This is a genomic window from Pseudomonas sp. So3.2b (assembly GCF_019464415.1).
Taxonomy (GTDB): domain Bacteria; phylum Pseudomonadota; class Gammaproteobacteria; order Pseudomonadales; family Pseudomonadaceae; genus Aquipseudomonas; species Aquipseudomonas shahriarae.
Window position 1 is genome coordinate 2293442 of sequence record NZ_CP080494.1, and the last position, 24920, is coordinate 2318361.

Annotated in this window: 28 protein-coding genes; 16 read left to right on the plus strand and 12 right to left on the minus strand. The window is 59.9% G+C overall.

Features of this window, described 5'->3' with window-relative positions; genetic code table 11:
- Window positions 1–234 precede the first annotated feature (234 nt).
- The 3 genes from K1X80_RS10475 (at window position 235) to K1X80_RS10485 (ending at window position 2751) form a co-directional block, all read left to right on the plus strand.
- Complete coding sequence (locus K1X80_RS10475) at window positions 235–1656, plus strand: transglycosylase SLT domain-containing protein (protein WP_057958921.1); 1422 nt, start codon at window positions 235–237, stop codon at window positions 1654–1656.
- Window positions 1657–1760: 104 nt separating this feature from the next.
- Complete coding sequence (locus tag K1X80_RS10480; RefSeq protein WP_169989345.1) at window positions 1761–2195, plus strand: DoxX family protein; 435 nt, start codon at window positions 1761–1763, stop codon at window positions 2193–2195.
- 247 nt (window positions 2196–2442) lie between these two features.
- Entirely contained in the window at window positions 2443–2751 is a 309-nt protein-coding gene (locus tag K1X80_RS10485; RefSeq protein ID WP_057439194.1) for a hypothetical protein, read from the plus strand.
- 21 nt (window positions 2752–2772) lie between these two features.
- Here the strand turns inward: K1X80_RS10485 and K1X80_RS10490 are convergent, their stop codons facing one another.
- The 3 genes from K1X80_RS10490 to K1X80_RS10500 are packed head-to-tail and all read right to left on the minus strand — an operon-like array spanning window position 2773 to window position 6229.
- Window positions 2773–4566: a Gldg family protein gene (locus K1X80_RS10490; RefSeq protein WP_220172878.1), complete on the minus strand. Its 1794-nt coding sequence runs from the start codon at window positions 4564–4566 to the stop codon at window positions 2773–2775.
- 14 nt (window positions 4567–4580) lie between these two features.
- Complete coding sequence (locus K1X80_RS10495) at window positions 4581–5306, minus strand: ABC transporter permease (RefSeq protein ID WP_057958924.1); 726 nt, start codon at window positions 5304–5306, stop codon at window positions 4581–4583.
- Window positions 5303–6229, minus strand: coding sequence for an ABC transporter ATP-binding protein (locus K1X80_RS10500; protein WP_120734413.1), 927 nt, complete (start codon window positions 6227–6229; stop codon window positions 5303–5305). Before K1X80_RS10500 ends, K1X80_RS10495 begins: the two co-directional genes overlap by 4 nt.
- A 311-nt stretch (window positions 6230–6540) precedes the next feature.
- Here K1X80_RS10500 and K1X80_RS10505 point away from each other — a divergent pair, with 311 nt between their 5' ends.
- Together K1X80_RS10505 and greB are read left to right on the plus strand one after the other, a co-directional pair.
- Complete coding sequence (locus tag K1X80_RS10505; protein ID WP_057958926.1) at window positions 6541–7704, plus strand: hypothetical protein; 1164 nt, start codon at window positions 6541–6543, stop codon at window positions 7702–7704.
- A gap of 137 nt (window positions 7705–7841) precedes the next feature.
- Window positions 7842–8315 (plus strand): transcription elongation factor GreB, encoded by a 474-nt coding sequence (greB, locus tag K1X80_RS10510; RefSeq protein ID WP_057439191.1) that lies wholly within the window; start codon window positions 7842–7844, stop codon window positions 8313–8315.
- Window positions 8316–8360: 45 nt separating this feature from the next.
- On the opposite strand, the gene K1X80_RS10515 is transcribed toward greB, so the two are convergent.
- A complete protein-coding gene (locus K1X80_RS10515; RefSeq protein WP_057958927.1) occupies window positions 8361–10871 on the minus strand; it encodes an ABC transporter permease in 2511 nt (836 codons plus the stop codon).
- Window positions 10871–11554, minus strand: a complete 684-nt coding sequence (locus K1X80_RS10520) for an ABC transporter ATP-binding protein (protein WP_057439231.1) — start codon at window positions 11552–11554, stop codon at window positions 10871–10873. The genes K1X80_RS10515 and K1X80_RS10520 overlap by 1 nt, the downstream gene beginning before the upstream one ends.
- Window positions 11555–11564: 10 nt before the next feature.
- Between K1X80_RS10520 and K1X80_RS10525 the strand changes: the two genes are divergently transcribed.
- From K1X80_RS10525 to K1X80_RS10535, 3 genes are read left to right on the plus strand one after another with little or no spacing between them, the layout of a single operon-like run.
- Entirely contained in the window at window positions 11565–12170 is a 606-nt protein-coding gene (locus K1X80_RS10525; RefSeq protein WP_115127846.1) for an arylesterase, read from the plus strand.
- 56 nt (window positions 12171–12226) lie between these two features.
- Window positions 12227–12523: a hypothetical protein gene (locus K1X80_RS10530; RefSeq protein WP_029297976.1), complete on the plus strand. Its 297-nt coding sequence runs from the start codon at window positions 12227–12229 to the stop codon at window positions 12521–12523.
- 58 nt (window positions 12524–12581) lie between these two features.
- Complete coding sequence (locus K1X80_RS10535; RefSeq protein WP_120732382.1) at window positions 12582–13550, plus strand: L,D-transpeptidase family protein; 969 nt, start codon at window positions 12582–12584, stop codon at window positions 13548–13550.
- Between the two features lie 133 nt (window positions 13551–13683).
- On the opposite strand, the gene oprI is transcribed toward K1X80_RS10535, so the two are convergent.
- Window positions 13684–13935, minus strand: a complete 252-nt coding sequence (oprI, locus tag K1X80_RS10540; RefSeq protein ID WP_003172710.1) for an outer membrane lipoprotei OprI — start codon at window positions 13933–13935, stop codon at window positions 13684–13686.
- Window positions 13936–14548: 613 nt separating this feature from the next.
- On the opposite strand from oprI, the gene K1X80_RS10545 reads away from it, so the two are divergent.
- On the plus strand, window positions 14549–14830 hold the full coding sequence (locus tag K1X80_RS10545) for a GNAT family N-acetyltransferase (protein WP_029297992.1): 282 nt from the start codon (window positions 14549–14551) through the stop codon (window positions 14828–14830).
- Window positions 14831–14886: 56 nt separating this feature from the next.
- Here K1X80_RS10545 and K1X80_RS10550 read toward each other — a convergent pair whose 3' ends face one another.
- Window positions 14887–15963: a 3-deoxy-7-phosphoheptulonate synthase gene (locus tag K1X80_RS10550; protein ID WP_029297994.1), complete on the minus strand. Its 1077-nt coding sequence runs from the start codon at window positions 15961–15963 to the stop codon at window positions 14887–14889.
- Window positions 15964–16150: 187 nt separating this feature from the next.
- Here K1X80_RS10550 and K1X80_RS10555 point away from each other — a divergent pair, with 187 nt between their 5' ends.
- The 5 genes from K1X80_RS10555 (at window position 16151) to cysB (ending at window position 20022) form a co-directional block, all read left to right on the plus strand.
- The gene (locus K1X80_RS10555) at window positions 16151–16486 is read left to right on the plus strand and encodes a co-chaperone YbbN (RefSeq protein WP_115127847.1); all 336 of its coding nucleotides are present in this window, start codon (window positions 16151–16153) and stop codon (window positions 16484–16486) included.
- Window positions 16483–17445, plus strand: coding sequence for a putative 2-dehydropantoate 2-reductase (locus K1X80_RS10560; protein ID WP_120732385.1), 963 nt, complete (start codon window positions 16483–16485; stop codon window positions 17443–17445). The genes K1X80_RS10555 and K1X80_RS10560 overlap by 4 nt, the downstream gene beginning before the upstream one ends.
- 9 nt (window positions 17446–17454) lie before the next feature.
- On the plus strand, window positions 17455–18372 hold the full coding sequence (locus K1X80_RS10565) for a 5'-nucleotidase (RefSeq protein ID WP_038447487.1): 918 nt from the start codon (window positions 17455–17457) through the stop codon (window positions 18370–18372).
- A gap of 70 nt (window positions 18373–18442) precedes the next feature.
- Window positions 18443–18943, plus strand: a complete 501-nt coding sequence (locus K1X80_RS10570) for a universal stress protein (RefSeq protein WP_057958930.1) — start codon at window positions 18443–18445, stop codon at window positions 18941–18943.
- Between the two features lie 104 nt (window positions 18944–19047).
- Window positions 19048–20022 carry an HTH-type transcriptional regulator CysB gene (gene cysB, locus K1X80_RS10575; protein WP_057958931.1) on the plus strand — a complete coding sequence of 325 codons (975 nt, stop codon included), beginning with the start codon at window positions 19048–19050 and terminating at the stop codon, window positions 20020–20022.
- 5 nt (window positions 20023–20027) lie between these two features.
- Here cysB and K1X80_RS10580 read toward each other — a convergent pair whose 3' ends face one another.
- Both K1X80_RS10580 and K1X80_RS10585 read right to left on the minus strand, forming a co-directional pair.
- Window positions 20028–20510 carry a GreA/GreB family elongation factor gene (locus K1X80_RS10580; protein WP_057444675.1) on the minus strand — a complete coding sequence of 161 codons (483 nt, stop codon included), beginning with the start codon at window positions 20508–20510 and terminating at the stop codon, window positions 20028–20030.
- 14 nt (window positions 20511–20524) lie between these two features.
- Window positions 20525–20893 (minus strand): hypothetical protein, encoded by a 369-nt coding sequence (locus tag K1X80_RS10585; protein WP_128593372.1) that lies wholly within the window; start codon window positions 20891–20893, stop codon window positions 20525–20527.
- A gap of 132 nt (window positions 20894–21025) precedes the next feature.
- Here K1X80_RS10585 and earP point away from each other — a divergent pair, with 132 nt between their 5' ends.
- Both earP and K1X80_RS10595 read left to right on the plus strand, forming a co-directional pair.
- Window positions 21026–22159 (plus strand): elongation factor P maturation arginine rhamnosyltransferase EarP, encoded by a 1134-nt coding sequence (gene earP, locus K1X80_RS10590; protein WP_186625781.1) that lies wholly within the window; start codon window positions 21026–21028, stop codon window positions 22157–22159.
- Between the two features lie 49 nt (window positions 22160–22208).
- Complete coding sequence (locus K1X80_RS10595; RefSeq protein WP_003172723.1) at window positions 22209–22781, plus strand: elongation factor P; 573 nt, start codon at window positions 22209–22211, stop codon at window positions 22779–22781.
- A gap of 61 nt (window positions 22782–22842) precedes the next feature.
- On the opposite strand, the gene K1X80_RS10600 is transcribed toward K1X80_RS10595, so the two are convergent.
- From K1X80_RS10600 to K1X80_RS10610, 3 genes are all read right to left on the minus strand, one after another.
- Entirely contained in the window at window positions 22843–23262 is a 420-nt protein-coding gene (locus tag K1X80_RS10600; protein WP_220172879.1) for an organic hydroperoxide resistance protein, read from the minus strand.
- Window positions 23263–23390: 128 nt separating this feature from the next.
- Window positions 23391–23834, minus strand: a complete 444-nt coding sequence (locus K1X80_RS10605) for a MarR family winged helix-turn-helix transcriptional regulator (protein ID WP_057439182.1) — start codon at window positions 23832–23834, stop codon at window positions 23391–23393.
- A 77-nt stretch (window positions 23835–23911) separates the two neighbouring features.
- Entirely contained in the window at window positions 23912–24862 is a 951-nt protein-coding gene (locus tag K1X80_RS10610; protein WP_220172880.1) for a LysR family transcriptional regulator, read from the minus strand.
- Window positions 24863–24920: the final 58 nt, after the last annotated feature.

The window sequence follows — 24920 nt, forward strand, 5'->3', positions numbered from 1 at the left end:
GTGCTATCTCCGCCTGCGGCCGGAAAGTCTATCAGAGCTGTAGATTTATAAGAAAAACCAAGAACTACAACGAGTTATCGCTGTCTTTGAACGTCGCAAGTCACACCGTGGTTGGCCGAAGGCCTGCTGCTGTGCCACCCTTGCGCCCAAAGTCTGCGCCTCTGGCGCTCTGTTTCTGTCCCCCAATGCGGCGTTTTTCGCGGTGCATGGGGCCTTGTTCTTTCCGGAGAGCGGATGATCCGACCCTCGGCATTGCTTATGGTGTGCCTGACGCTGCTGCTGCCCACGGCGGCGGTTGCGCGCCTGGACGGGCCGCTGGAAGTGACCAAGTCGGGCAAAGTCCGTGACCTGGCAGAAATCCGCAGCAGCCGCACCTTGCGGGTGCTGGTCAACCAGAGCCGCAACAGTTCCGGTGAAGTCCAGGGCCAGTCGATTGGCGTTGAGTACCACCGCCTGCGCGCCTTCGAACACTACCTCAACGGCCGCGCCCGCGACGGCCAGGAAATCAACCTCAAGATCATTCCCAAAGCCAAGGATCAGTTGCTGGGGGCGTTGGCCCGTGGTGAGGGTGACCTGGTGGCGCCCGGCGAACTGCTGGATACGACGGGGGCGCACAAGATCAGCAGCAGTGATCCGATTGCCAGCGACGTGCCGCTGTGGCTGGTGGGCCTCAAGGGCGAGCGGCGGTTTACCCGGCTGGAGCAGTTGTCTGGGCGCACCCTGGCCCTGACCACGGGCAGCGCAGCGGGGGAGGCGGTCAACCAGATCAATCAGAAGCTGGCACTGCGCAAGCTGCCGCCGGTCAAGGTGGAATGGGTAGACCCCAGCCTGGCGGTGGAAGATGTGCTGGAGATGGTCCAGGCGGGGATCTTCCGCCTGACCATTGTCGAGCGGCCGATTGCCGAGCGCTGGTCAAAGATCCTGCCCAAGCTGCGTTTCGACAAGCAAGTGGCGATCAGCGAGCCGGGCGAAGAGTACTGGTTCGTGCGCCAGGATGCCTCGATGCTGCGGGCGAGCATCGACCGCTTCCTGAAAACCTACAAGACTCCGTCGGACCAGGACGTGGCCTTCCAGCGCATCTATCGTCGTCTCTATCAGGTGCGCTACCCCTTGGCGCGGGCTGATCGCCAGCGCCTGGAGAAACTGCGCCCGGTCCTGCAGAAACACGCCCGGGAACAAGGCATGGACTGGCTGAACCTGGCGGCCCTGGCCTTCAAGGAATCGTCCCTCAACCCCGCCGCGAAAAGCGGCAGCGGGCCGACGGGCTTGATGCAGATCACCCCTTCGGCGGCCCAAAGGGTGGGAGTCAACAATATCCAGACCCTGGACAGCAATGTGCAGGCGGGGGCGCGTTACCTGGCATTGATTCGCCGCAAGTTCTTCGCCAGCCCCAAGCTGAACGAGCGCGAGCGTATGGCGTTCGTCCTGGCGGCCTACAACATGGGGCCGGAGCGGGTGCAGGGCATGCGTGCCGAGGCGCGCCGCCGGGGTTTGAACCCTAATCAGTGGTTCTTCCAGGTCGAGCGCATCGCCATGGAGCAGGTCGGAATGGGCGGCGTCAGCTATGTTAATAGCGTGAACAAGTACTACTTGGCCTTTGATCGGGAACGGGACTCCCTGGAGCCGGTGACGTCCAAGATCGTCTCACGCAAATAATCTAATTATTAGATATTGATTAGCGCTTTTTTCGGCTTTTATCATTATCTAAACTGATTAATATAGCGGCCAACCAACCCCCTTCATCGAAAAGGATTAGCAATATGAGCCCAATGATCAAAAACCTCCTGTCCACCCGTGCCGGCTATGGCCTGACCGTCCTGCGGATTTTTGTCGGTATCATTTTTGCCGCCCACGGTTCGCAAAAACTCTTTGGCTGGTTTGGCGGCGGCGGCCTGGCGGGCACGGCGCAGTGGATGGAGAGCATCGGCCTGGCCCCGGGTACCCTGATGGCATTGTTGTCGGGCGGTACTGAGTTCTTCGCCGGCCTGGCGCTGATCATTGGCCTGCTGGCACGCCCGGCGGCGCTGGGGTTGACCATCGTCTCGCTGGTGGCGATTTTCTCGGTGCATATCAGCAACGGTTTGTTCCTGGCCAACAACGGCTATGAGTTCGCCCTGGCGCTGCTGGGCGGCACAGTGGCGGTGCTGTTTGAAGGTGCTGGCAAGCTGTCTGCCGACCGCGCCATCGCCAACTGATCGCGCAGCTCACCTGTTAAAGGCCCGCCTCGCGCGGGCCTTTTTCGTTGTACGGGATTCTTGACACTGCCCCACCGGCTTCTCTAGGATGCTGCATGCGCCGATTTAAACAGCTAATTGCGGGGCGCCACAGGGACTCGCTGCAGTCCCGACAGAAGCCTGCTCCAGGTTTCGAAATACCGCTAAAGCGCTGGTTCGGTGTTGCCTCTCACCTGCCCGCAGACTTTTGAGGCAGAGACACGACACGATGAATGCACTACGACCTCTTGTACGCCTGGCCCCGATCACTGCGGGCCTGACTCAACGCAATCCGAAAATTCTCCTTGGCGGCAAGCACCAGCCGACGTTGCTGCGTTACCTGGATGGCTGGCCCCGGCGGACTGGCCGACCTTCGGCGTTCCTGATCCAGTTTGTCGAAGATGGCGAGTCCCTGGCGCGCTTTGCCACAAACAGCTTTGACCTGGCGGTAATCCAGGCGCCGAACGCTGAGGATGCCAACGAGTTTATTCACCACCTGACCCGCGTGGCGCGCCAGGGTTTGATTACCCGGCGTTAATCGAGGCTGAGAGAACCACGTTCAGTAGAACGCTGCGGCAGGTGGATGTTGGCGACGGAGACGTGAGATAAAGATCCCCAGGCCCAGCAGGCTCACTATCAGTGGCACGGTGATCGTCGTGAGCACCACCACAGCGAGTTCCAACCGGCGGACGCTCTTGTAGGCTTCTTTTTCCAGGGTGTGAAGCTCCATACGTAATCGCAGGCGTTCTTTGTTTAGCGCTTGCAACAGCGTATTTGAAGAGATGGCCTGAGTCTCCAGCATGGAGGACGGCGTGTTCAGCAACCGCCATTCCTTTTCCGTCTGGGCCAGCCGTTGTTCCATCAGGGCAGCCTTTTTTCGGTAGGATTGCGCAGCCTCGTGGCGCAGCCTGTCCAGCAACCCGGGCTGTTGCCGGTCGCTTGCACGAGGGCTGATAGCACTCAGGGTGTCGGGCGCTGCCAGGTTATCCAATGTATTCAAGACAAACCGGGCATTGCCCGGGCGCTGCGCTTTCTGTCCGTTGGCATTGCGTGCGGCCAGCCAGACGCGGTCGCTGAGCATGTCAATATCGGCGATCACCACCACATGGATATTGGTCGCCTTTTGCAGTGTGGCCTTCTGGCCGTTGCTGGCGTCAGGGAATGCGGAGTAGGCGGGCCCTTCGATACGGGCTGCGATCACATTCGGCCGGCCACGACTGACGGCCTCGCCAATCATGGAGGCGAATTCGTCCGGTTGAGTGAAGCGTACCCCATCGAACGTACTGGACTGCCCGGAACTCTGGAGCAGCGGGGTGAATGTGGTGCGGCTTTTTTTCAGCGGCACGAGTGTGCCTGGATTCAACAGTGTCACGCTGTCAACGCCCCAGGTGCTGACGTCCTGTTGCGCCATCGCTTCTCGGGGCAGGGTGAGCGCCCCGGGATGACGCACGGGCGGCTGGCCGCTGGTCACGACCACCGGCGTTGCATAGAGGTTGTCCGCCAATACCTTATTCGCTGGCATCTGCACGCCCCAGGCGGCGAGCAGTGTTTGCAGGCCGGTGGTGTCGGCGGTTGAGTCCTGATCGTTCAAGGGGTCGACAAACATCATCAGCTTTCCCCCTGCCAGGACAAATTGGTCAATGGCAAAAAGTGTCTGTTCCGGCAGCCGAGAGGGCTGGACCACCATCAGGGTCTTGATGTGAGCGGGGATGCGCGAGGTGTCGCTGCCCAGGGTCATCAGATTGAACTGGCTGCGTATTTCCTTGAATAACTGCCACGGCGGCGTGGCTTCCTGGGTGCGTCCATTCAGGTTGCCGTCCATGGCTAATCCGTAGATCAGGCCGATGGTGGGTTGCTCCTCGCGGGCGACGTTGTGGATCAGGCGACTGATCTCATATTCCAGGAAGCTCGCCTGGGCGGGGTCGAATCGTTCGATTTTCTGCGGCTCATGGTTGGCACGGGTGCCGATGAGTCCAAACAGTCCTTGTTGGCTATCCAGGCCCAGTAACTCAGCCTTGTACTCGTCCTCTGAAAAGGGGGCTGGATCAATCAGGTGCAGCGTAACGTTGCCCTTTGACGCACTTTCATAGGCCTTGAGCAGCAGGGCAATGTACTCGCCATGGTTGTTCAGGGCGTCACTTTTGCGGGGATAGCTGCCATTGAAAAAATACAAATCCATGGGGGTTTCAAGTGCCGCGAGCAGGGCGTCGGTCGAAGGTGACAGGGTGTGGATTTTTTTCTCTGAAAGGTCCAGTCGATAGTTGGGCAGTTTCAGTACCCATACCAGATTGAAGGCGAGAAAAAGCAGGGCGATGACGCTCAACGTCACGCCGAAGTTTATAAGGTTCCTCATGGGGATTTCCTTTCTCAGCCTTTTCTGAAGTTTAAAGTTAGGGTGGTTGCGGTGAGGAAAGCGATGATCATGCTTATGAAGTACGACGTGTCATGCAGGGTCAGGAGGCCGCTGTCTATCGCGCTGAAACGTACCCGCGGGTTGAGTGAAATCAAGCTGTCGATCACCCAGATAGGGGCCTGATGGGTCAGCATGTCCAGCACTGACGATAAAGTGCTGGTGAGCAATAATAACGCGAGTGTGATGCCGAAAATAATCAGGCGATTATAGGCCACTACACAGACAAGGCAGGAGAATGAGAGATAAGCGCCTGCCAGTAACCAACTTCCTATGAATTGGCCGAGGATGGTTGAGTTGTCCGCCATGGCCAGATAGTTAATGATGATGACCAGTGGGAAGTCCAAGGCTAGTGTGAGTGCGCAAACGGTCCAAGCGGCCAGGAACTTGCCCAATGTCAGTTCGAGGGCCGAGACCGGCAAGGTATTTGTAAAGGAGCGTGCATTTTCGTTGTGCTCATCCGACCAGAGCAGTGTGGAAATAAATGGAATGAAAAAAAGATAAAGCCAGGGGTGAAACTGGAAGAAGGCGTGAAGGTCTGTCGGATTTCCGTTTAAGAAGTTTCCTATATAAAAACCGAGTGTGGTGTTAGTAATCAGAAACATAGCGACGCCAAAATAGGTGGCCGGGCTCGACAAGTAGTTGTTGAATTGCCGTTTGAATATCACGGGTAGACGTTTCAATTGGGTGCCTCCTGGCTCAAGTGGTGGATGACGTCGCTCAGGCGTCCCGGCTCAAGGCTCAAGGTATTGATCTTCCAGCGACGGTTGGCGACCAGGGCATTGATGTGGGGATAGATGACCTGCCCTGGCATCGCGAGTACCGTCACGCTGCCGTAGGCGTGCCGGTCTTCTTCGATGCCAGCCACCCCCGGAAGCACGGCCAGCGCCAATAGGTCCAGGGGGGTATCGGCGGCCAGGGTGATTGCCTGGTAATGGCGCGAGCTACGCTGCAGCTCGGTGACAGGGGCGTCGGCGAGCAATCGGCCCTCGGCCAGCACCAGCGCCCGTTGGCAGATGCAGGAGAATTCTTCGGGGTTGCGCGAGGCGACAATGACCGTCATGTCTTCGGTCAACGACTGGATGAGGGTGCCGACCTTCTGTTTTTGCAGGGTGTCCAGGCCCTCTGTGGGTTCATCGAGCAGCAGCAGCTTGGGGTCATGCAGGATGGCCTGGGCCAGCGCGACTTTGCGCCGGTGCCCTGGGGGGAGGGCTGCGACAGGTGAGTCAAGTACTCGCCAAAGTTCCAGGCGGGTGATGGCGCGATCAACCATCTTGCGCTTTTCCAGGCCACGGAGTCCGCGAACTTCGGCCATGAAACCCAGAAAGCTTTTTACCTTCATATTGCTGTGGCTGAGGGCGAATTCAGGCTGGTAGCCTATTATTTTTTTTGCCTGTATCGGATGGGTCGCGATATCTATGTCATGTATTTTTATATTGCCGGAAGTTGCGGGGATTGCGCCTGAGAGCAATTTGAGTAGTGTGCTTTTGCCAGCGCCATCGTGTCCGAACAACCCCAGGCATTCCCTAGGGCGGACACTGAATGTCATATTGTCGATGGCAATCGCTCGTCCCGTTTTTTTTGTTAGATTGGTTATTTCGATCATTAGGCTTTTCTGCTTGGTTGTTTGCCGGGGCATGCTGAATATGCAGGGGGCTCAATAAGCCTGTGTGTTCAGGTTGAGAATTGCCGAGGGTGGAAAATGAAAAGTATTGATCAAGTGTTTCAGGTGCGGCTTTGTTAAAAAATGGTACGTTCAATAGGGGCGCTTGGAAACGCTAAAGCACTTGAATAAGGTAAGTCCTACATGTGCCTCAATCACTCGCTGAAACAATTGCGTTGTTTTTGCAGGATTGTTGATTTTGATTTGAAAAATGGCGTGTATATGAAGTACTACGGTAATGGAGTCCGACACTCATGATGCTTCTACGTACTCTTGTTCTTGAACACTCTGGTCATGATTCCCCCGTTAACGGTGCATTGCTCTGTTGTTTTGCGATACCGCAAATTGCTTCCAACTTTCTTGTCTACAGTCTGGACGAGGAGGTCGAACCCGGAAGCTCTCGGGTCTACATCGCCGCGTTGCGCAAAAAGTCCGAGCGGTATTTTCTTGGAAGCATCGAGTCCAAGGAGAGCCTGCAACTGGCAATGAGCGTCCTCAAGCAAATCATCACCCTTGCCACGGCATCTGGGGGCAATGCCGCCGGGCCCCAGGTGCCTTATCATTTCATTGACCTGAAGGGCAGCAAGCTACCGACGGCCCGACCGGAGGATCACCACTCGCTGATGATCAAGAAGGCATTGGTGATGAAGGTGATCACCCTGGGCACTTCAGTCATTGGTCTGCCCGCGATAGAGAGCACCGAGTTGATTGTGCCGTCTATTCGCTTCTCGTCAAAAATGGTATCGCCACCGGGTACGGCAAATCGTGAGGATATGACGCAGGAGCCCCATGAGGAGCCAGTGGTCGTCTTGCCTGAGCCATTGCCTCCACCGCCGAAGGAACCGGAGGCACAGGAGGTATCTGCACCGCAGGCTCCGGAGCCGCAGCCGGTTGCACCGCCCGCGGTCGTCCCGCCAGTCGTGGCGGCGGATCAGTCGTCCCTGCATGAAGTAGACACCACGCTGACCAATCTTGCCCGTGTGGCGCATGAGTTGACGCAACAGAAACGCGCAGTGCTCCAGCAGCAGGAGGCGCTTGAACTGCAAAGGGACCAGCTACTACGGGAAAAGGCCACATTGGAGCAGGCCAATCAACAGTTGGCCGCGCAGGAGCTTGCTTTGCAGCAGCGAGCCGAAGCGTTGAATAGCCGGGAGGAGCACCTGGCCCGGGATGCGCAGTTGCAGCAGGCAGAACAACGCCGCCTGGAGGGCTGGGCTCAACAGATGGAAGATGAGTCGTTCAGGCTACAGGCGCAGGACCGGGCATCCCAGCAACAGGCTGAGCAACTGGCGACCGGGCTGGGGCAGTTGTCGGGCTTCAGGGGCGACTTGAAGGCACTGCTTTATCGCCTGGATGGCACCCTGTTTCCTGTGGAAAATGTTGAGCAGCAATCCAGTAAATTGCTTGGTGCCGATTGACCGGGGAATCAGGCCTGGCTACTTTCTGGCGTTCATTTATCATCAGACCCGGCCGATTGCCGTCAGGCAGCCAATGCATCCTTGGCTGATGCAGAGGGGGTTTGAACCAATGGATATTTCCTGGGGATGTGACGCTTTTGAGTACCAAGCTGATTACCAAAGAAGGTCATGAGGCACTGAAAAAAGAGCTCGATTACCTGTGGCGAGAGAAACGTCCTGATACAACGCGCAAGGTGACGTGGGCTGCTTCGCTGGGAGACCGCAGCGAGAACGCCGACTACCAGTACAACAAGAAGCTGCTGCGTGAAATCGATCGCCGGGTGCGTTACCTGCGCAAACGCCTGGAAGATATGCGGGTGGTGGAGTACATGCCCGAGCAGGAGGGCAAGGTGTTTTTCGGCGCCTGGGTGGATATCGAGAACGAGCAGGGCGAGACCAAGCGTTTTCGCATCGTGGGTTATGACGAGATTTATGAGCGCATGGACTACATCTCCATCGACTCCCCCATGGCCAGGGCCTTGCTGCGCAAAGAAGTGGATGATGAGGCCATTGTGCAGACGCCAAATGGCGAAATGTGCTGGTGGATCACAGGTATCGAATACATCAAGTAACTGTGAGTGGCCCGCTCCCCAAGGAGGAAGCGGGCCATTTTTGTTTCAGCCTTCGCGCAGTACCGCCAGTGGGCTGGCGTTCAACGCGCGGCGTGTACCGAACACTCCGGCACCACCGATCAGCACTGCACCGATCACTGGCAGCACCAGCAACCATGGGTGAGGGTGCCAGACCAGGTCGAATGCGTAGCGATACAGCACCAGGGTCACCAGCTCGGTACCCAGTGCCGCCAGCAACCCGCTGACCGCGCCCAGCAGCCCGAACTCGATACGCCGGGCCTTGACCAGCAACTTGCGCTCCGCGCCCAGGGCGCGCAACAAGGCGCCCTGGCGGATGCGTTCGTCCAGGGTGGCCTGCAGGCCGGAGAACAGCACCGCCATGCCAGCCGCGAGGACAAACAGCAGCACGTATTCCACGGCCAGCGTGACCTGGGCCAGGATGCTGCGCAGTTGGGCCAGCAGCGCCTCGACCTGCAGGATGGTCACGGCCGGGAAGGCCCGGGACAGGTCGACGATCTGCTGGTCATGGCCGGCGGCCAGATAGAAGCTGGTCAGGTACGTGGCCGGCAGGTCCTTCAGGGTGCCAGGCTGGAAGATCATGAAGAAGTTGGGTTGGAAATTGTCCCAGTTGATCTCCCGCAGGCTGGTGACCCGGGCTTCACGGTTTTCCCCGCCAACGGTAAAGATCAGGTGGTCGTTGAGCTTGAGCTTGAGGCTTTCGGCGACCTTGGTTTCGACCGAGACCCCCGGTATTTCATCGCTCGGCTGATCCGCCCACCAGGTGCCCGATGTCAGGGTATTGCCAGGGGGCAGGTTGGCCGCCCAGGTCAGGCTCAGGTCTCGCTGTATCGCCCGATCGCCACTGGAGTCCTTGCTGACAATTTCCTGCACCGGTTCGCCGTTGATGCTGATCAGGCGTCCCGGCACCACCGGATACAAGGGCGCGGCCTGTGCCTGCAGTTCAAGCAGGCGGGCACCGAAGGCGTCCTTGTCGGCCGGCAGGATGTTAAGCGCGAAATAGTTGGGGGCATCCTTGGGCAGTTGGTTCTGCCAGGTGTCCAGCAACTCGCCACGCAGCAGGGCGATCAAACCCATCGACAGCAGGATCAGGCCGAACGCCAGGGACTGGCCCGCCGCCGCCAGCGGGTGGCGCAACAGTTGGCCCAACCCCAGGCGCCAGGGCAGGGCAGCACGCGCCAGTAGGCGGCGCAGGCTTTGCAAGAGCAACAGCAGCAGGCCACCGAGGAGCAGCGCGGCGATCACCCCGCCGCCCAGCAGGGCGAAGGTCAGCACCAGGTCCAGGCTCAGGCGCCACATGATCAGGCCCAGGGCAAACAGCGCCGCGCCATACACCATCCAGGTGCTGGAGGGGATTGGCAGTAAGTCGCGTCGCAGCACCCGCAACGGCGGCACTCGGCCCAGGGCCGCCAGAGGGGGCAGGGCAAAGCCGGCCAGGGCCACCAGGCCGGTACCGATGCCGGCGACGGCCGGTAGCAATCCGCCGGGTGGCACGTCTGCCGGCAACAGGTCGTTCAACAGGTAAAACAGGCCCAGTTGGGCGAACCAGCCCAGAGCTGCACCGGCGAGGCTGGCCAGCAAGCCCAGGACGGTCAGTTGCAGGCTGAACAGCAGCATGGTTTCCCGTCGCGACAGACCCAGGCAGCGCAGCAGCGCACTGGCGTCGAAGCGGCGGCTGGCAAAGCGGTTGGCCGACAGGGCTACGGCGACGCCGGAGAGCAACACGGCGACCAGACTGGCCATGTTCAGGTAGCGCTCGGCCTTGCCCAGGGCACCACCGATCTGCTGGTTGCCGTCCCGCGCATCCTGCAGGCGCTGGTTGGCGGCCAGTCCCGGGGTGATCTGGTCGCGGTAGGTTTGCAGCGCGACACTGGCTGGCGGCGCACGCCACAACTCGCGGTAGCTGACCCGGCTTCCCGGCTGCACCACGCCGGTGGCCTCAAGGTCGGCCAGGTTGATCATCACCCGCGGGGTGAGGCTGTAGAGATTGCCGGCCCGATCCGGCTCATAGGTGAGTACGCGGGCCAGGCGCAGGGTCTTCAGGCCGACGTCGATACTGTCGCCGACTTTCAGATCCAGTGCGGTCAGCAGGCGGGCCTCGACCCAGGCTTCGCCGGATTTCGGCCCGCCGCCCGGGGTGTCTTCGGCGAACGGTTCGGCCGCGCTTTTCAACTGGCCGCGCAGCGGGTACTGCTCGTTGACCGCCTTGATGCTCGATAACTGAATACCGTTGTCGGTGGCGATGACGCTGGAAAACTCCACCACCCTGGCATGTGCCAAGCCCAGTTGCGTGCCACTGGTTATCTGCTCGGGCCGGGCCGGGGAACTGCCCTCCAGCACCAGGTCGGCGCCAAGGAACTCGGTGGCGCGCAACAGCATCGCGCCGTTGAGTCGTGCGCCGAAGTAGCCGATGGCCGTGCTGGCGGCTACGGCCACCAGCAGGGCGAAGAATAGGACGCGCAACTCACCGGCGCGGGCATCGCGCAGCAATTGGCGCAGGGCAAGGCTGAACAGGCGCAACAGCGGCAAACGTGCCATCAAGGCTCCAGGGGCTCGACCATCTGGCCGGCTTCAAGGCGGATCAGGCGTCGGCAGCGATGGGCCAGCCGCTCGTCGTGGGTCACCAGTACCAGGGTGGTGCCGTTCTCTTTGTTGAGCTCGAACAGCAGGTCGCTGATGCGCTCGCCGGTGTGGCTGTCGAGGTTGCCGGTGGGTTCATCGGCAAACAGTACGTCCGGCTCGGCGGCGAACGCACGGGCAATGGCCACTCGTTGTTGCTCGCCACCGGAGAGCTGGCGGGGCGAGTGAGTCAGGCGCTGGCCCAGGCCGACCCGTTCGAGCAAGTGCCGGGCGCGTTCGCGGGCGTCTTTGCGACCGTCCAGCTCCAGGGGCAGCATGACGTTTTCCAGGGCATTGAGGCTGTCGAGCAATTGGAATGACTGGAACACAAAGCCGACGTGTTCGGCGCGGATGCGCGCCCGTTGATCTTCGTCCAGGACACTCAGGGCCTGGCCGGCGAGGGTGACTTCACCGCTGCTGGGCAGGTCGAGCCCGGCCAGCAGGCCAAGGAGCGTGGATTTTCCCGAGCCGGAGCTGCCGACGATAGCCAGGCTATCGCCCTTGTTCAGTTCCAGGCTCAGTTCGTGCAGGATGGTCAGTTCACCTTCCGCGCTGGGAACCACTTTGCTAAGGTTCTGCGCGGTGAGAATGCATGCGCCCATGGAGAATCCGATGCGAATATGGTTTTTGAGTGCTGGCCTGGCCCTGATGTGCATGGCCCAGAACGCAGCGGCGGGTACTGTCCTGATCGTTGGCGATAGTATCAGTGCCGGTTTCGGCCTGGATACCAGCAAAGGGTGGGTGGCACTGCTGGAGCAACGGCTCAAGCAGGAGGGTTTCGACGATAAAGTGGTCAACGCCTCCATCAGCGGCGACACCAGTGCCGGAGGCTTGGCGCGGCTGCCGGCGGCGCTTGCAGAGCATAAGCCGGACGTGGTGGTGATCGAGTTGGGCGGCAACGACGGCTTGCGTGGACAGCCCCCGGCACAATTGCAACAAAATCTTGCGTCGATGATCGACCAGTCCAAGGCCGGTGGCGCCAAGGTGTTGCTGCTGGGGATGCAGTTGCCACCCAATTATGGCCCGCGCTACACCACGGCATTTGCCGAAGTCTATGGCGTGCTGGCCAAGGAAAAAAACGTTCCCCTGGTACCGTTTTTTCTTGAAGGGGTGGGGGGGCATCCGGAGATGATGCAGGCGGATCAACTGCACCCGGCAGTCGGCGCCCAGGCGAAGTTGCTGGAAAATGTCTGGCCGACGCTAAAACCGCTGTTATGACGCTTTTCTAGCAGCGGTCTTTCGGCTAAGGTGGCGCCCCCGATTTGGAGCCCCCGATGTCGTCGCGTCCTGCCTGGTCCCTATTTGCCTACCAACTGATCGAGCCTGACGAGCAGCTGGATCTGTTCGCCTGCCAGGAAGTGAAGGTGCACCTGGTCACGCGCCAGCTGGAGCTGGGCGGCACGATCGACCGTACGCTCTGCGGCACATTGCTGCCGGCCCAGCCACGCTGGTCATCGGTGGATCGCTCGATCTTCCAGGACCAGCGCCTGTGCCCCTTGTGCCGGGCGATTCTCGAATCGCAAAAGCGTGGCACACCGCCTATCTGGCCCGAACTGCGCTTCGAGCTTTAAGGGCAGCTACACGCTACAATCGCCATTTACCCCCGTCGATCTGCGAAGGATTTTCCGGATGTTGTCGCGTCTGCCTGTCGTCACCCGTTGCCTGTCTCTCGCTGCCTTATGTGCAGCTGGTCCTGTTGCGGCTCTGCAACTGCCCCTGCCACCGCCGGGTGAAGACATTGTCGGCGAGGTCCAGGTGATCAAGGCCAAGTACGAAGACACCTTTGCCGACCTGGGCGTGACTTACGACCTGGGCTATTCGGAGATGGTCGCGGCCAACCCCGGCGTGGATGCCTGGCTACCGGGCACCGGCGCGGAGATTGTGCTGCCGACCCGTTTCATCCTGCCGCCGGGGCCTCGCGAAGGCATCGTGATCAACCTCGCCGAGTACCGTCTGTACTACTACCCCAAGGGCCAGGACGTGGTGTACACCTTCCCGCTGGGGATCGGTCGCGAGGGTTGGGGTTCGCCGATTGCCCACACCAGCATCATTGCCAAGACACCCAACCCGACCTGGACTCCTCCTGCGTCGATCAAGGCCGAACACGCAGCGGACGGTGACCCGCTGCCCAACGTGGTGCCGGCAGGTCCGGACAACCCCCTGGGGCCATTCAAGTTTACCCTGGGCACGCCGGGCTACCTGATTCATGGCTCCAACAAGAAGTTTGGTATCGGTACCCGTACCAGCCATGGTTGCTTCCGCATGTTCAACAACAACGTGCTGGAGATGGCCAAGATGGTTCCGGTGGGCACGCCGGTGCGTATCATTAATGAAGCCTACAAATTCGGCATCAGCGGCGGCAAGGTCTATCTGGAGGCGCATGCGCCGTTGAACGACGATGGCACGCCGTCGGTGGTCGACAAGCACACGGCAGTCATCAATGCGATGCTCAAGCGCGAAGACCTGGCCAATAACCTGCGGGTCGATTGGGATCAAGTGCGTGATGTGGTGGCGGCCGAAGATGGTTTGCCGGCGCAAATTGGCGAACCGGGCGCGGCGCCGATGGTCAGCAGCATGCCGGTCGATCTGCAGCAGTAACGCCTGTCTCCCATCGAAGCCCGCCACGGATTGCCCCTGGCGGGTTTTTTATTGCCTGGGATCCGTAGCCGAATCCCAGGCAATAAAAAGCCGATCCAAAATGGATCGGCTAGATAACAACCCCGAAGGATTATTACTTGCGGCTAGCTTTTTCAAGCATGCGCAGAGCGCGCTCGTTAGCTTCGTCAGCAGTCTGTTGTGCTTTTTGAGCAGCAGCCAGAGCTTCATCAGCTTTACGGTAGGCTTCGTCTGCACGAGCCTGGGAGCGAGCTGCTGCGTCTTCAGTTGCAGTCAGACGGGCTTCGGTTTCTTTGGAGACGCTGCTGCAACCGGTAGCCAGAACTGCGGCCAGAGCCAGAGCAGAGAATTTCAGAACGTTGTTCATCGTGTTCCCCTTCAAGGACTTTCTAATTAATGGCTAATTTCTCAGAGTGAGCTAATAGCCGGCGTACATACTACCCATTACTTGTAGTAAGTAAACTGACGTAGCGCAAGAAGCAAAAAAAATTCTTGTGCTGAATCTGTTTTGGCTAATCTTTAGAGGGTCTGTATAAAAAACATCCAGTTTTTGACGCTTGGTCAAAGACTGGGCCCGGGCTGAAAGCGCCGCCTGGCAAGTGTTAAACGTTGTAAGCCGATGTCAATTTATATATCTGCCCCATACTATTGTTCAGATTGTCCCGGGGTTGCCGGGCATCTTTCGCGCATGTAGAGGTGACTTTAAAAGCGCGGGTTCGTCTCACGCTTCAACTGCCGGCAATGTTCAGGCTATCGACCACAGGATGTTCGATCAGCCCTTTCTATGTTCGCGAGCCAAATGGATGACGAGTGTCCCTTGAGCAATGACAGGATTGGTGCCTACTATTCCTGCGTGCGGGGCGTGAGTGCTGTAGGGCTTTTCTCGTTGTCGAAACCGGCACGGGGTGGCGTAGATGTTCCTTCGCCGGAAAAACATCGGTAAGGTAGGGGTCAGAAACCAAGACCCGCGAGGAGTAGTGATGAGCGAGGCGTTGTCCATCCACCATGACCAGGCTGGTCATCAGTTCGAGACCAATGTGGACGGTCATCGTGCCTATCTGACCTACATGGACCTGGGGAAGCAGACCCTGGATATTTACCGCACGTTTGTGCCCAATGCCCTGCGTGGGCGCGGCATTGCCGCTGCGCTGACCGAAGAAGCGCTGCAATACGCCGAGAGCATGGGCTACACGGTGATTCCGTCCTGCTCCTACGTCGAGCGCTACATGGAGCGCCACCAGCGCCATGCCGCGAAGCTGTGAAAGCAAACAGGCAGGCATAAAAAAACGCCGGGCTTAGCCCGGCGTTTTTGTGTGCGTCAGGTACGTTTGCGCTTGGGCAATACGTCCTTGAGCTTGGCGTGCATGCTGCGCAGGGTGGTCTCGGTGGCGGACCAGTCGATGCAGGCGTCAGTGATCGACACACCGTATTGCAGGTCGGCCAGATCCTTTGGAATCGCCTGGCAACCCCAGTTCAGGTGGCTTTCGACCATCAGGCCGATAATCGACTGGTTGCCTTCCAGGATCTGGTTGGCCACGTTCTCCATCACCAGCGGTTGCAGGGCCGGATCCTTGTTGGAGTTGGCGTGACTGCAATCGACCATGATGTTCGGCTTGATCTTCGCCTTGGTCAGTGCCTGTTCGCACAGGGCCACGCTGACTGAATCATAGTTGGGCTTGCCATTGCCGCCACGCAGGACCACGTGACCATAGGCGTTGCCCTTGGTGGTGACGATGGACACGCCACCTTCCTGGTTGATCCCCAGGAAGCGGTGTGGGCTGGAAACCGACTGCAGGGCGTTGATCGCCACGGTCAGGCCGCCATCGGTGCCGTTCTTGAAACCCACGGCCGAGGACAGGCCAGAGGCCATTTCGCGGTGGGTTTGCGATTCGGTAGTGCGCGCGCCGATCGCCGACCAACTGATCAGGTCCTGCAGGTATTGCGGGGAAATCGGGTCCAGGGCTTCGGTGGCCGTTGGCAGGCCCATTTCAGCCAGGTCCAGCAGCAGCTTGCGGCCAATATGCAAACCATCCTGGATCTTGAACGAGTCGTCCAGGTACGGATCGTTGATCAGACCTTTCCAGCCCACGGTAGTGCGCGGCTTCTCGAAGTACACGCGCATCACCAGGTACAGGGTGTCGGATACTTCCGCAGCCAGCACTTTGAGGCGTTCGGCGTACTCGTGGGCGGCCTTGAGGTCGTGGATCGAGCAGGGCCCGATCACCACGAACAGGCGGTGGTCAGTGCCGTCGAGGATGTCACGAATGACTTCGCGGCCCTTGGTGACGGTCTGCAATGCAGCGTCGCTCAGAGGGATTTCGCGCTTGAGCTGATCGGGCGTGATCAGGGTCTCGTTGGATTCGACGTTTAGGTCGTTGATCGGTAAATCAGCCATCGTGTTACTCGTCAGGGTCACGGGTGCCGGCCGCCAGCGAACCCCGTGCGGCGGAGCACAGCATGATTTAAATGCAGCGGGGAGCCGAACCTTAGCGCGTACAAGCCGGCTCGACAATGGGCAATTGCGCGCGGTGTCGTGCGGCCTGATAGTGTGTTGCCTGGTTAAAGGGTGTGGTGCAGATCGAGTGAAAGCGTTTGAATTGACGGATTTGGATATCGACCAGCAGTTGCTGGCGTTGCCGGGTGCTTCGCTGCTGGTATTTACCAGTGTCGGCTGTTCCAGTTGCCGCTGGGCGCGCCAGCAGTTGCCCGGCTGGGAACTGCCGGTTGCGCGCATCTGCTGGATCGACGCCGGGCACAATGGCGGCGCGGTGCAGCGCTACGGGATCTTTCATTTGCCGGCGCTGTTTGTGGTGTGCGAGGGTCAGTTCCACGGCGCATTGCAGACGGGTCTGAATGCCGGCGACCTACGTGAGGCTATAGAAGAAGCGCTCAAACGAGAACCAGAGGAGTTGCCATGACGAGTGCAGTTGAGCCAGGGCCACGCATTGGGATTATCGGTACCGGTGCCATTGGTGGTTTTTACGGGTTGATGCTGGCGCGCGCCGGTTTCGATGTGCATTTCCTGCTGCGCAGTGAATTTGCGGCGGTCAGTGAGCGTGGCTTGCAGCTCAACAGTGCGGTGCATGGCGCCTTGCGCCTGCACCCGGTCCAGGCCTATGCCAGCGCGGCCGACATGCCGCCTTGCGACTGGCTGCTGGTGGGCACCAAGACCACCGGTAACGTTGAGCTGGCGCCCACCATTGCCGAGGTCGCGGCGCCCGATGCCAAGGTTGTATTGCTGCAAAACGGCCTCGCCGTCGAGGACGGCCTGCGCGAGCATCTGCCCGAGTCCCTGCATCTGCTTGGCGGGCTTTGTTATATCTGCGTGCACCGTTCCGGGCCGGGGATCGTCGAGCACCAGGCCATGGGCCGGGTCAGTCTTGGCTATCACAGCGGCACTGCCATCGCTGATGCTGCACGCCGCCAGGCGATTGTCGAAGAGGGCGCCGGGCTGTTCCGCCACGCCGGGATCGACGCCCAGGCCATGCCCGACCTGGATCAGGCACGCTGGCATAAGTTGGTGTGGAATGTGCCGTACAACGGCCTGTCGGTGCTGCTCGGTGCCAATACCTCGCAGTTGATGGCCGACGAATCCAGCCGGGAATTGATCCAGGGCCTGATGGCCGAAGTGGTGCAGGGCGCCCAGGCGTGCGGCCATGAGATCGCGCCCGGCTACCCCGAGCAGATGTTCAGCATGACCGAGCGTTTGACGGATTACTGGCCCAGCATGTATCACGATCATCTGCACCGGCGCCCCCTGGAACTGGCCGCGATCTACGCTCGCCCGCTGGCTGCTGCCAGGGCCGCGGGCTGTGAGTTGCCGCGGATGCAGGCGTTGTACCAGGCCTTGAGTTTTATTGATCGACGCAACGACTGAGGGACACACATGGCCAAAGGGATGAGCGACAAACTGGTGCTGGCGATTTCCTCGCGCGCCCTGTTCGACCTGGGTGAAAGCCATAAGGTTTATCTGGCCCAGGGCGTCGAGGCCTACCGCAAATATCAGATCGACCACGAGGAAGAAATCCTCGAGCCGGGGGATGCCTTCCCCTTGGTCAAGAAACTCCTGACCCTGAATGCCAGCCTCGGCCGTGCGCGGGTCGAGGTGGTGCTGGTGTCGCGCAACAGCGCCGACACCGGGTTGCGTGTGTTCAATTCGATCCAGCACTACGGCCTGGATATTTCCCGCGCCGCCTTTGTCGGTGGGCGTAACCCCCACCCTTATCTGGCGGCGTTTGGCAGCCACCTGTTCCTCTCGACCCACGCCGAAGATGTGCGCAGCGCGCTGGATGCCGGTTTTGCGGCGGCGACCATTTTGTCCGGCGGCGCCCGTCGGGCTTCCAGCGCTGAGTTGCGGATTGCCTTCGACGGTGACGCGGTGCTGTTTTCCGACGAGTCAGAGCGCGTCTACCAAAGCGGCGGCCTGGAAGCGTTCCAGGCCAGCGAGCGGCAAGCGGCCCGCGAGCCGTTGCGCGGTGGGCCATTCAAGGGCTTCCTGGCGGCCCTCAATCTGCTGCAGCGCGAGTTCCCCGATGAGTCTTGCCCGATCCGCACCGCGCTGGTGACGGCGCGTTCGGCACCGTCCCATGAGCGAGTGATCCGCACCTTGCGTGAGTGGGATATCCGCCTGGACGAGTCGCTGTTTCTTGGCGGCCTGGAAAAATCGGCGTTCCTTGAAGCGTTCGCCGCCGACGTGTTTTTTGACGATCAGGCCGGCCATTGCGAGAAAGCCAGGGAGGTGGTGGCCACCGGGCATGTGCCCCATGGCGTGAGCAATGAGCCGAAAGTCCAGGTCGAGAGCTAAGTTCATCGCAGTCGCGGAGGCGCTGCTAAGCTGAAACAATCCCCGCCATCCTGGCAGTCCAGGAGGTTCTATGATTCGGTCGATGTTGTATGCCTCAGACCTGGGTGTATATGCGCCTTACGTGATGCAACATGCGCTGGCGATGGCGCGCACATTCAAGGCGGAGCTGTATGTGATTCATGTGGTGGAGCCGATCGGGCTGTTCGCAGAATCGGTGCTGCAAACCTATCTTGATGAACAGGCCCTGAGCGAATGGCAGAGCCAGGGCCTCAATACAGTGATGGCAAACATCGAACAGCGGGTGCTGGACAGTTTTCGTGAAGAGTTGCAGGACGGTGAGCAGGACTTGCAGGTGATTCGTTCGGTGCGGGTGATCCAGGGGGATCCCGCCCAAGTGATTCTCGACCAGGCGCAGAAACTCTCGGTGGATTTGTTGATCGTAGGGAGTCATAGCCAGGGCGCAGGAGCTGCGACCCCGTTGGGGCGTACGGCGGCGCGGGTGTTGCAGTTGTCCCAGGTGCCGGTCTATCTGGTGCCTTTGCTGCAACGTCGACGCAGTGATGATGTGTGATGGGGTGTAAACGATAAAAAGTTCTAGATTTATCAATCCAACCTTTAATATAGTTATATACCGTCGCTGATATCCGTGGCGTCTATCTGCTTTGAGGGACACATATGAAGCTTCAACAACTGCGCTACATCTGGGAAGTGGCGCACCACGACCTCAACGTTTCCGCCACGGCTCAAAGCCTCTACACCTCGCAACCGGGTATTAGTAAGCAAATCCGCCTGCTTGAAGACGAATTGGGCGTCGAAGTGTTCGCCCGCAGCGGCAAGCACCTGACCCGCGTCACGCCTGCCGGTGAGCGCATCATTACCACTGCCGGCGAAATCCTGCGCAAGGTAGAAAGCATCAAGCAGATCGCCCAGGAATTCTCCAACGAGAAAAAAGGCACCCTGTCGATCGCCACCACCCACACCCAGGCCCGTTATGCGCTGCCGCCGGTGATCAGCTCGTTCATCAAGCAGTACCCGGACGTGGCCTTGCACATGCACCAGGGTTCGCCGATGCAGATCGCTGAGATGGCAGCTGACGGCACCGTCGACTTCGCCATCGCCACCGAAGCCCTGGAGCTGTTCGGCGACCTGGTGATGATGCCGTGCTATCGCTGGAACCGTTGCGTCGTGGTACCCCAGGGCCACCCACTGGCCAAACTGCCGAAGCTGACCCTGGAAGCGCTGGCGGAATACCCGATTGTCACCTACGTGTTCGGCTTCACCGGCCGCTCCAAGCTCGACGAAGCCTTCAGCCATCGCGGCCTCACGCCCAAAGTGGTGTTTACCGCAGCTGACGCCGACGTGATCAAGACCTACGTGCGCCTGGGCCTGGGCGTCGGTATCGTGGCCAAGATGGCCGTCGATACCAAGCTCGACAGCGACCTGGTGGTACTGGATGCCAGTGAGTTGTTCGAGTCCAGCGTGACCAAGATCGGCTTCCGTCGTGGCACGTTCCTGCGTGGCTTCATGTGCGATTTCATCGAGAAGTTCGCCCCGCACCTGACCCGTGAAATCATGGCCAAGGCGATCCAGTGCCACAACAAGCAGGAACTGGAAGAGCTGTTCGACGGCATTGAACTGCCGGTTCACTGATCGGCCTAGCGGGCCTCGGTCACCACGAATTGTTGCCGGGCGCCCGCCACCGTAATCTCCACCTCATCTCCCTCGAACTTGCCCAGCAGGCTTTTGCCCAGCGGCGAGCGAGGGGTGATGACGGTCACCAATTGCCCCACCACATAGACTTTCAGGCCTGCCGCGTCCGGCGCCAGGAACAGCCATTGCTGGCGGCCGTCGTCATCTTCCAGGCCGAGCAGGGCGCCCACCTCGATACCCCGTTGTTCATCGTAGGGACGCAGGTTGAGGTTCTGGCACAGCGCCAGTGACTGCTTGATCTCCTCGACGCGTTTGGCTTGCCCGGCAGCCAGGTAAGACGCTTCCAGGCCCAGGGTGTCGTACTTGTTTTCGGCGATGTTTTCTTCGTGGGTTGCGGTTTCGTAGGCAGTTTGCGCGGCGCGTTGTGCCACATCCAGATCGGCGACGAGTTTTTCCAGGATCAACTGGAGGACGGCGTGTTTATTCATGGGCGGTTTTCGGCTCAATCACAAAATTGCAGGACGTTGGCCCGGCTCTTGTCGCTGGGGGCGTTCTGGTCCTGCTGGAGCCAGAACTGGCATTTGGGGTTGGACAGGTTGCGTGGGTTGTCCTGGGCCTGATCCAGCACCTGCTGCTGTTCCTGCTTGTGCAGGTTTTGTTGGTATTGCTCAAACATCCGGTTCGGTGGCTCGGGCGTCACGGCAGGTGGTTTGCCCAGTTGCTGCACGGCCTGGGTGACGGTGGCCACGGGTTGTTCAAGCAGGTAGCGCGAGGCCAGCCAGCCGGTCAGGGCGATGGCGACAAAGCCCAGCCACAGGCCCAGGGCCACGGCAATACTGAGTTTGAACATCGACAACGGGCGATCGGACATGGCGGCCTCCTGGCGGGCGTTTGCGGCGAGCTGGGGATTGTCGCATAGCCAGCGTGCAGAATAATCGCGATCAACCCTTCTGCATGGCGGCAATTATGCGGACAATCGAGCCTTTGACTGATGGAGCCCGGAATGAAAGCCCGCTGGGATATTTTTTGCAGCGTCGTCGATAACTACGGCGACATCGGCGTGACCTGGCGCCTGGCCCGGCAATTGGTGGCGGAACAGGGCTGTGCGGTGCGGTTGTGGGTCGATGACCTGCGGGCGTTCGAGCGCATGTGCCCTGAGGTTGATGTGCAGGCGGCGCAGCAGTGGCAGGAGGGCGTGGACGTGCGCCACTGGCCGGCGCACTGGCCTACCACGCCGGCGGCGGACGTGGTGATCGCCGCCTTTGCCTGCCAGTTGCCCCCGGACTACATGGAAGCCATGGCCGCTCGCGAGCGCACCCCGCTGTGGATGAACCTGGATTACCTGAGCGCCGAAGAGTGGGTGGTCGGTTGCCATGGCTTGCCGTCGGTCAAGTTCAAGGGCGTGCAAAAGTACTTCTTCTTTCCGGGATTCCGTCCCGGCACCGGGGGCTTGCTGCGTGAGGCCGGGTTGATCGAGCAGCGTCAGGCGTTTCAGCGTGATTCCCAGGCTCAGCAACAATTCCTACAGGGTTTGGGCGTTGTTCCTGTGGCGGGCGCACGATTGATCTCGCTGTTTGCCTACGAAAATGCCGGCCTGGCCAGTTGGCTAGAGGTGTTGGCGGCCGACGGGCAGCCCACCCATCTGCTGGTGCCGGAAGGGCGCATCCTTGGTGATGTGCAGCGCTGGCTGGGCGTCGAGGCGCTGGGCGTGGGGCAGGTACACCTGCGTGGCGCGCTGACGGTGCAGGTGCTGCCGTTCGTGCGCCAGGAGCAGTACGACCGCCTGTTGTGGTGCTGCGACTTCAATGCGGTGCGCGGCGAGGATTCCTTCGTCCGTGCGCAATGGGCCGGGCGCCCGCTGTTGTGGCATATCTACCGTCAGGATGAAGACATTCACCTGGACAAGCTCGATGCATTCCTTGAGCGCTACACCGAGGGCCTGTCACCCGTAGCCAAAGGTGCACTGATTGCCCTTTGGCAAGCCTGGAACACGGACGCTGACATGGCCGCCAACTGGAAAATGCTCCTTGAGCATTGGCCTGAGGTGACCGCACATGCCGAAAAATGGTGTCTGGAACAGGCCTTGCAGGCCGATCTTGCGACGGCGCTGGTACACTTTTATGAAAATTGGATATGATACGCGACCTTGATTTTTGTAAATCCCATCCAAATTTCGGATATTCGTAATGAAAACTGGTAAAGAACTGAAACCCGGTACAGTGATCCGTCTCGAAAACGACCCTTGGCTGGTTCAGAAAGCTGAGTTCACCAAGTCTGGTCGTAACAGCGCAATCATGAAGACCAAGCTGAAGAACCTGCTGACCGGTTACAAGACCGAGATCGTCTACAGCGCCGATGACAAACTGGATGACGTGATCCTCGACCGCAAAGAAGCGACCCTGTCGTTCATCAGCGGCGACACCTACACGTTCATGGATACTACCGACTACACCATGTACGAGCTGAACGCTGAAGATATCGAAGCTGTTCTGCCGTTCATCGAAGAAGGCATGGAAGACGTCTGCGAAGCCATTTTCTTCGAAGAGCGCCTGGTTTCCGTAGAGCTGCCGACCACCATCGTGCGTAAGGTCGCCTACACCGAAGGTTCCGCTCGCGGCGACACTTCGGGCAAAGTGATGAAGCCTGCCAAGCTGTCTAACGGTACCGAACTGCAAGTTGCTGATTTCATCGAAATCGACGACCTGATCGAAATCGACACCCGTGAAGGTGGTTCGTACAAAGGTCGCGCCAAGAAGTAATTCTGGTGTTACCAATAAAAAACCCGACCAAGAGTCGGGTTTTTTTATGCCTGTTTACCTGTCACACCGTGACATGCAAGCGCACATCCACATTGCCACGGGTAGCGTTGGAGTACGGGCAGACTTGGTGTGCAGCGTCTACCAGGCTCTGTGCTTCATCTTGCGCCAGGCCGGGCAGGGATATGTGAAGGTCGATGTCCAGGCCAAAACCACCGGGAATCTGGCCGATGCCGACGTGGGCGGTGATCGAACCATCATCGGGGATTTTGCGTTTGCTCTGGCTGGCGACGAATTTCAGGGCGCCGATAAAGCAGGCCGAATAGCCAGCAGCGAACAGTTGTTCCGGGTTGGTGGCTTGGCCGCCCGCGCCGCCCAGCTCTTTAGGGGTAGAGAGCTTGACATCGAGGATGCTGTCGCTGGAAACGGCACGACCATCTCGGCCGCCGGTGGCGGTGGCTACTGCGGTATAGAGGGTTTGCATCAGGGATTCCTCGCTTGTTTTTGCGCTAAAGGTTTGCGCGCAAAGTAAGTGGCGAGATGAATGTATCGCGCAAATGTTTAGCGCGCAATATAAATTTTTGAAGTGATCGTGATCACCTGTGGGGGCGGTTAGACGCTGGCCTGCAGATTCCTGCGCAGCTCCAGCAAGTCGGCTTGCAGCTTCTGCAGTTGTTCCATCTGCAGGCCGCTGGCGCCAAGGATGCAGGGGGGAACATCCATGGCCTTGTCCCGCAGTGCTCGGCCAGCCTCGGTCAACTCCACCACGACCACACGCTCATCGGCGCGGCTGCGGGTGCGGCTTAACAGGCCTTCGGCTTCCAGGCGCTTGAGCAGTGGGGTCAGTGAGCCCGGATCGGTGAGCAGGCGATTGCTGATTTCACCCACGGTCAAACCATCTTGTTCCCACAACACCATCATGGCCAAGTACTGCGGGTAGGTCAGGCCAAGGGCCTGCAGCAGGGGTTTGTAGACCTTGGTCATCAACAACGAGGTGGAGTGCAGGGCGAAGCACAGTTGGTTGTCGAGGAGCAGGGCGTCGCAAGAGTGGGTCATGGCGGTGCCTTAAAGCGTATTTGATCTGGAATCTAGCGGCCAAATCTTTAACGCGCCAGACAATTCTGCAGCCGCAGTCAGCCCCAACCACTTTGCAACGCCAGATCCCACGGCGGGACGGGGCTGAAACGGCTCTTGAGGTACTCCAGCAGCAGACGGCTGCGAGCATTGGCTTGCTGTTCCAGGCGCAGGGCGTAGATGCCGGCGGTTTCTGCGGTCGGCAGGCCGTTTTCGCAGAATAACGGCACCAGTTCGCCGCGCACCAGGTACTCACTGGTCAGCCAGGTGGGCAGGTGAGCGATGCCCAGTCCGGCCAGAGCGCCCGATAGCAGGGCTTCGGCATTGTTGGCGCTCATGCGGATGCGCTGTGGGCGGTAGGTGTTCTTGCGACCATCCAGTTCAAAACGCCAGGCGAACATCGGCGCCAGACCTTCCCAGTCCAGGCCGTCGTGTTCGTTGAGTTGGCTGGGATGGGCCGGCGTGCCACGGTTTTTCAGGTAGGCCGGGCTGGCGCAGGCGATTCGCACGATGCTGGCCAAAGGCGTGGCGATCAGCCGTGTGTCGACGATATGTCCGGCCCGCAGCACCAGGTCGACCTTGCCCAGGTGCTCGCCCTGCATGTCGACAAAACTGTCGATCAGATGCAGGTGCACGTCCAGGCCCGGATAGACCGTCAGAAAGTCCGCGATTGCCGGCGCCAGGTGTCGCCGGCCAAACGCGGCGGGCGCATCCACGCGAATCAGGCCCTCGGGCGCATGGCTGAGTGATACCGCCTCGGCTCGCGCCAGTTGCAACTCCCGGACAATCCGCCGCGCCCGCTCGGCAAATGCCAGGCCGGCGGGGGTGGGCAGCACCGCATGGGTACTGCGCAGGAACAGCTGGCTGCCCAGGGCGCTTTCCAGGCTGTCGATCCGCCGGGCCACGGCCGAGGGCGTCAGCGGATGGCGCCGCGCCGCTGCGGAAAAGCTTCCGGCCTCCAGCACGTCGAGGAACAGGCCCAGTTGATCGGTCAAGGTCGTAGGGTTCATGGGGGGGATTCGCTTGTGCGGATTTGGCATAGCCATTGTGCGTTGCTGTGCGTTTCCA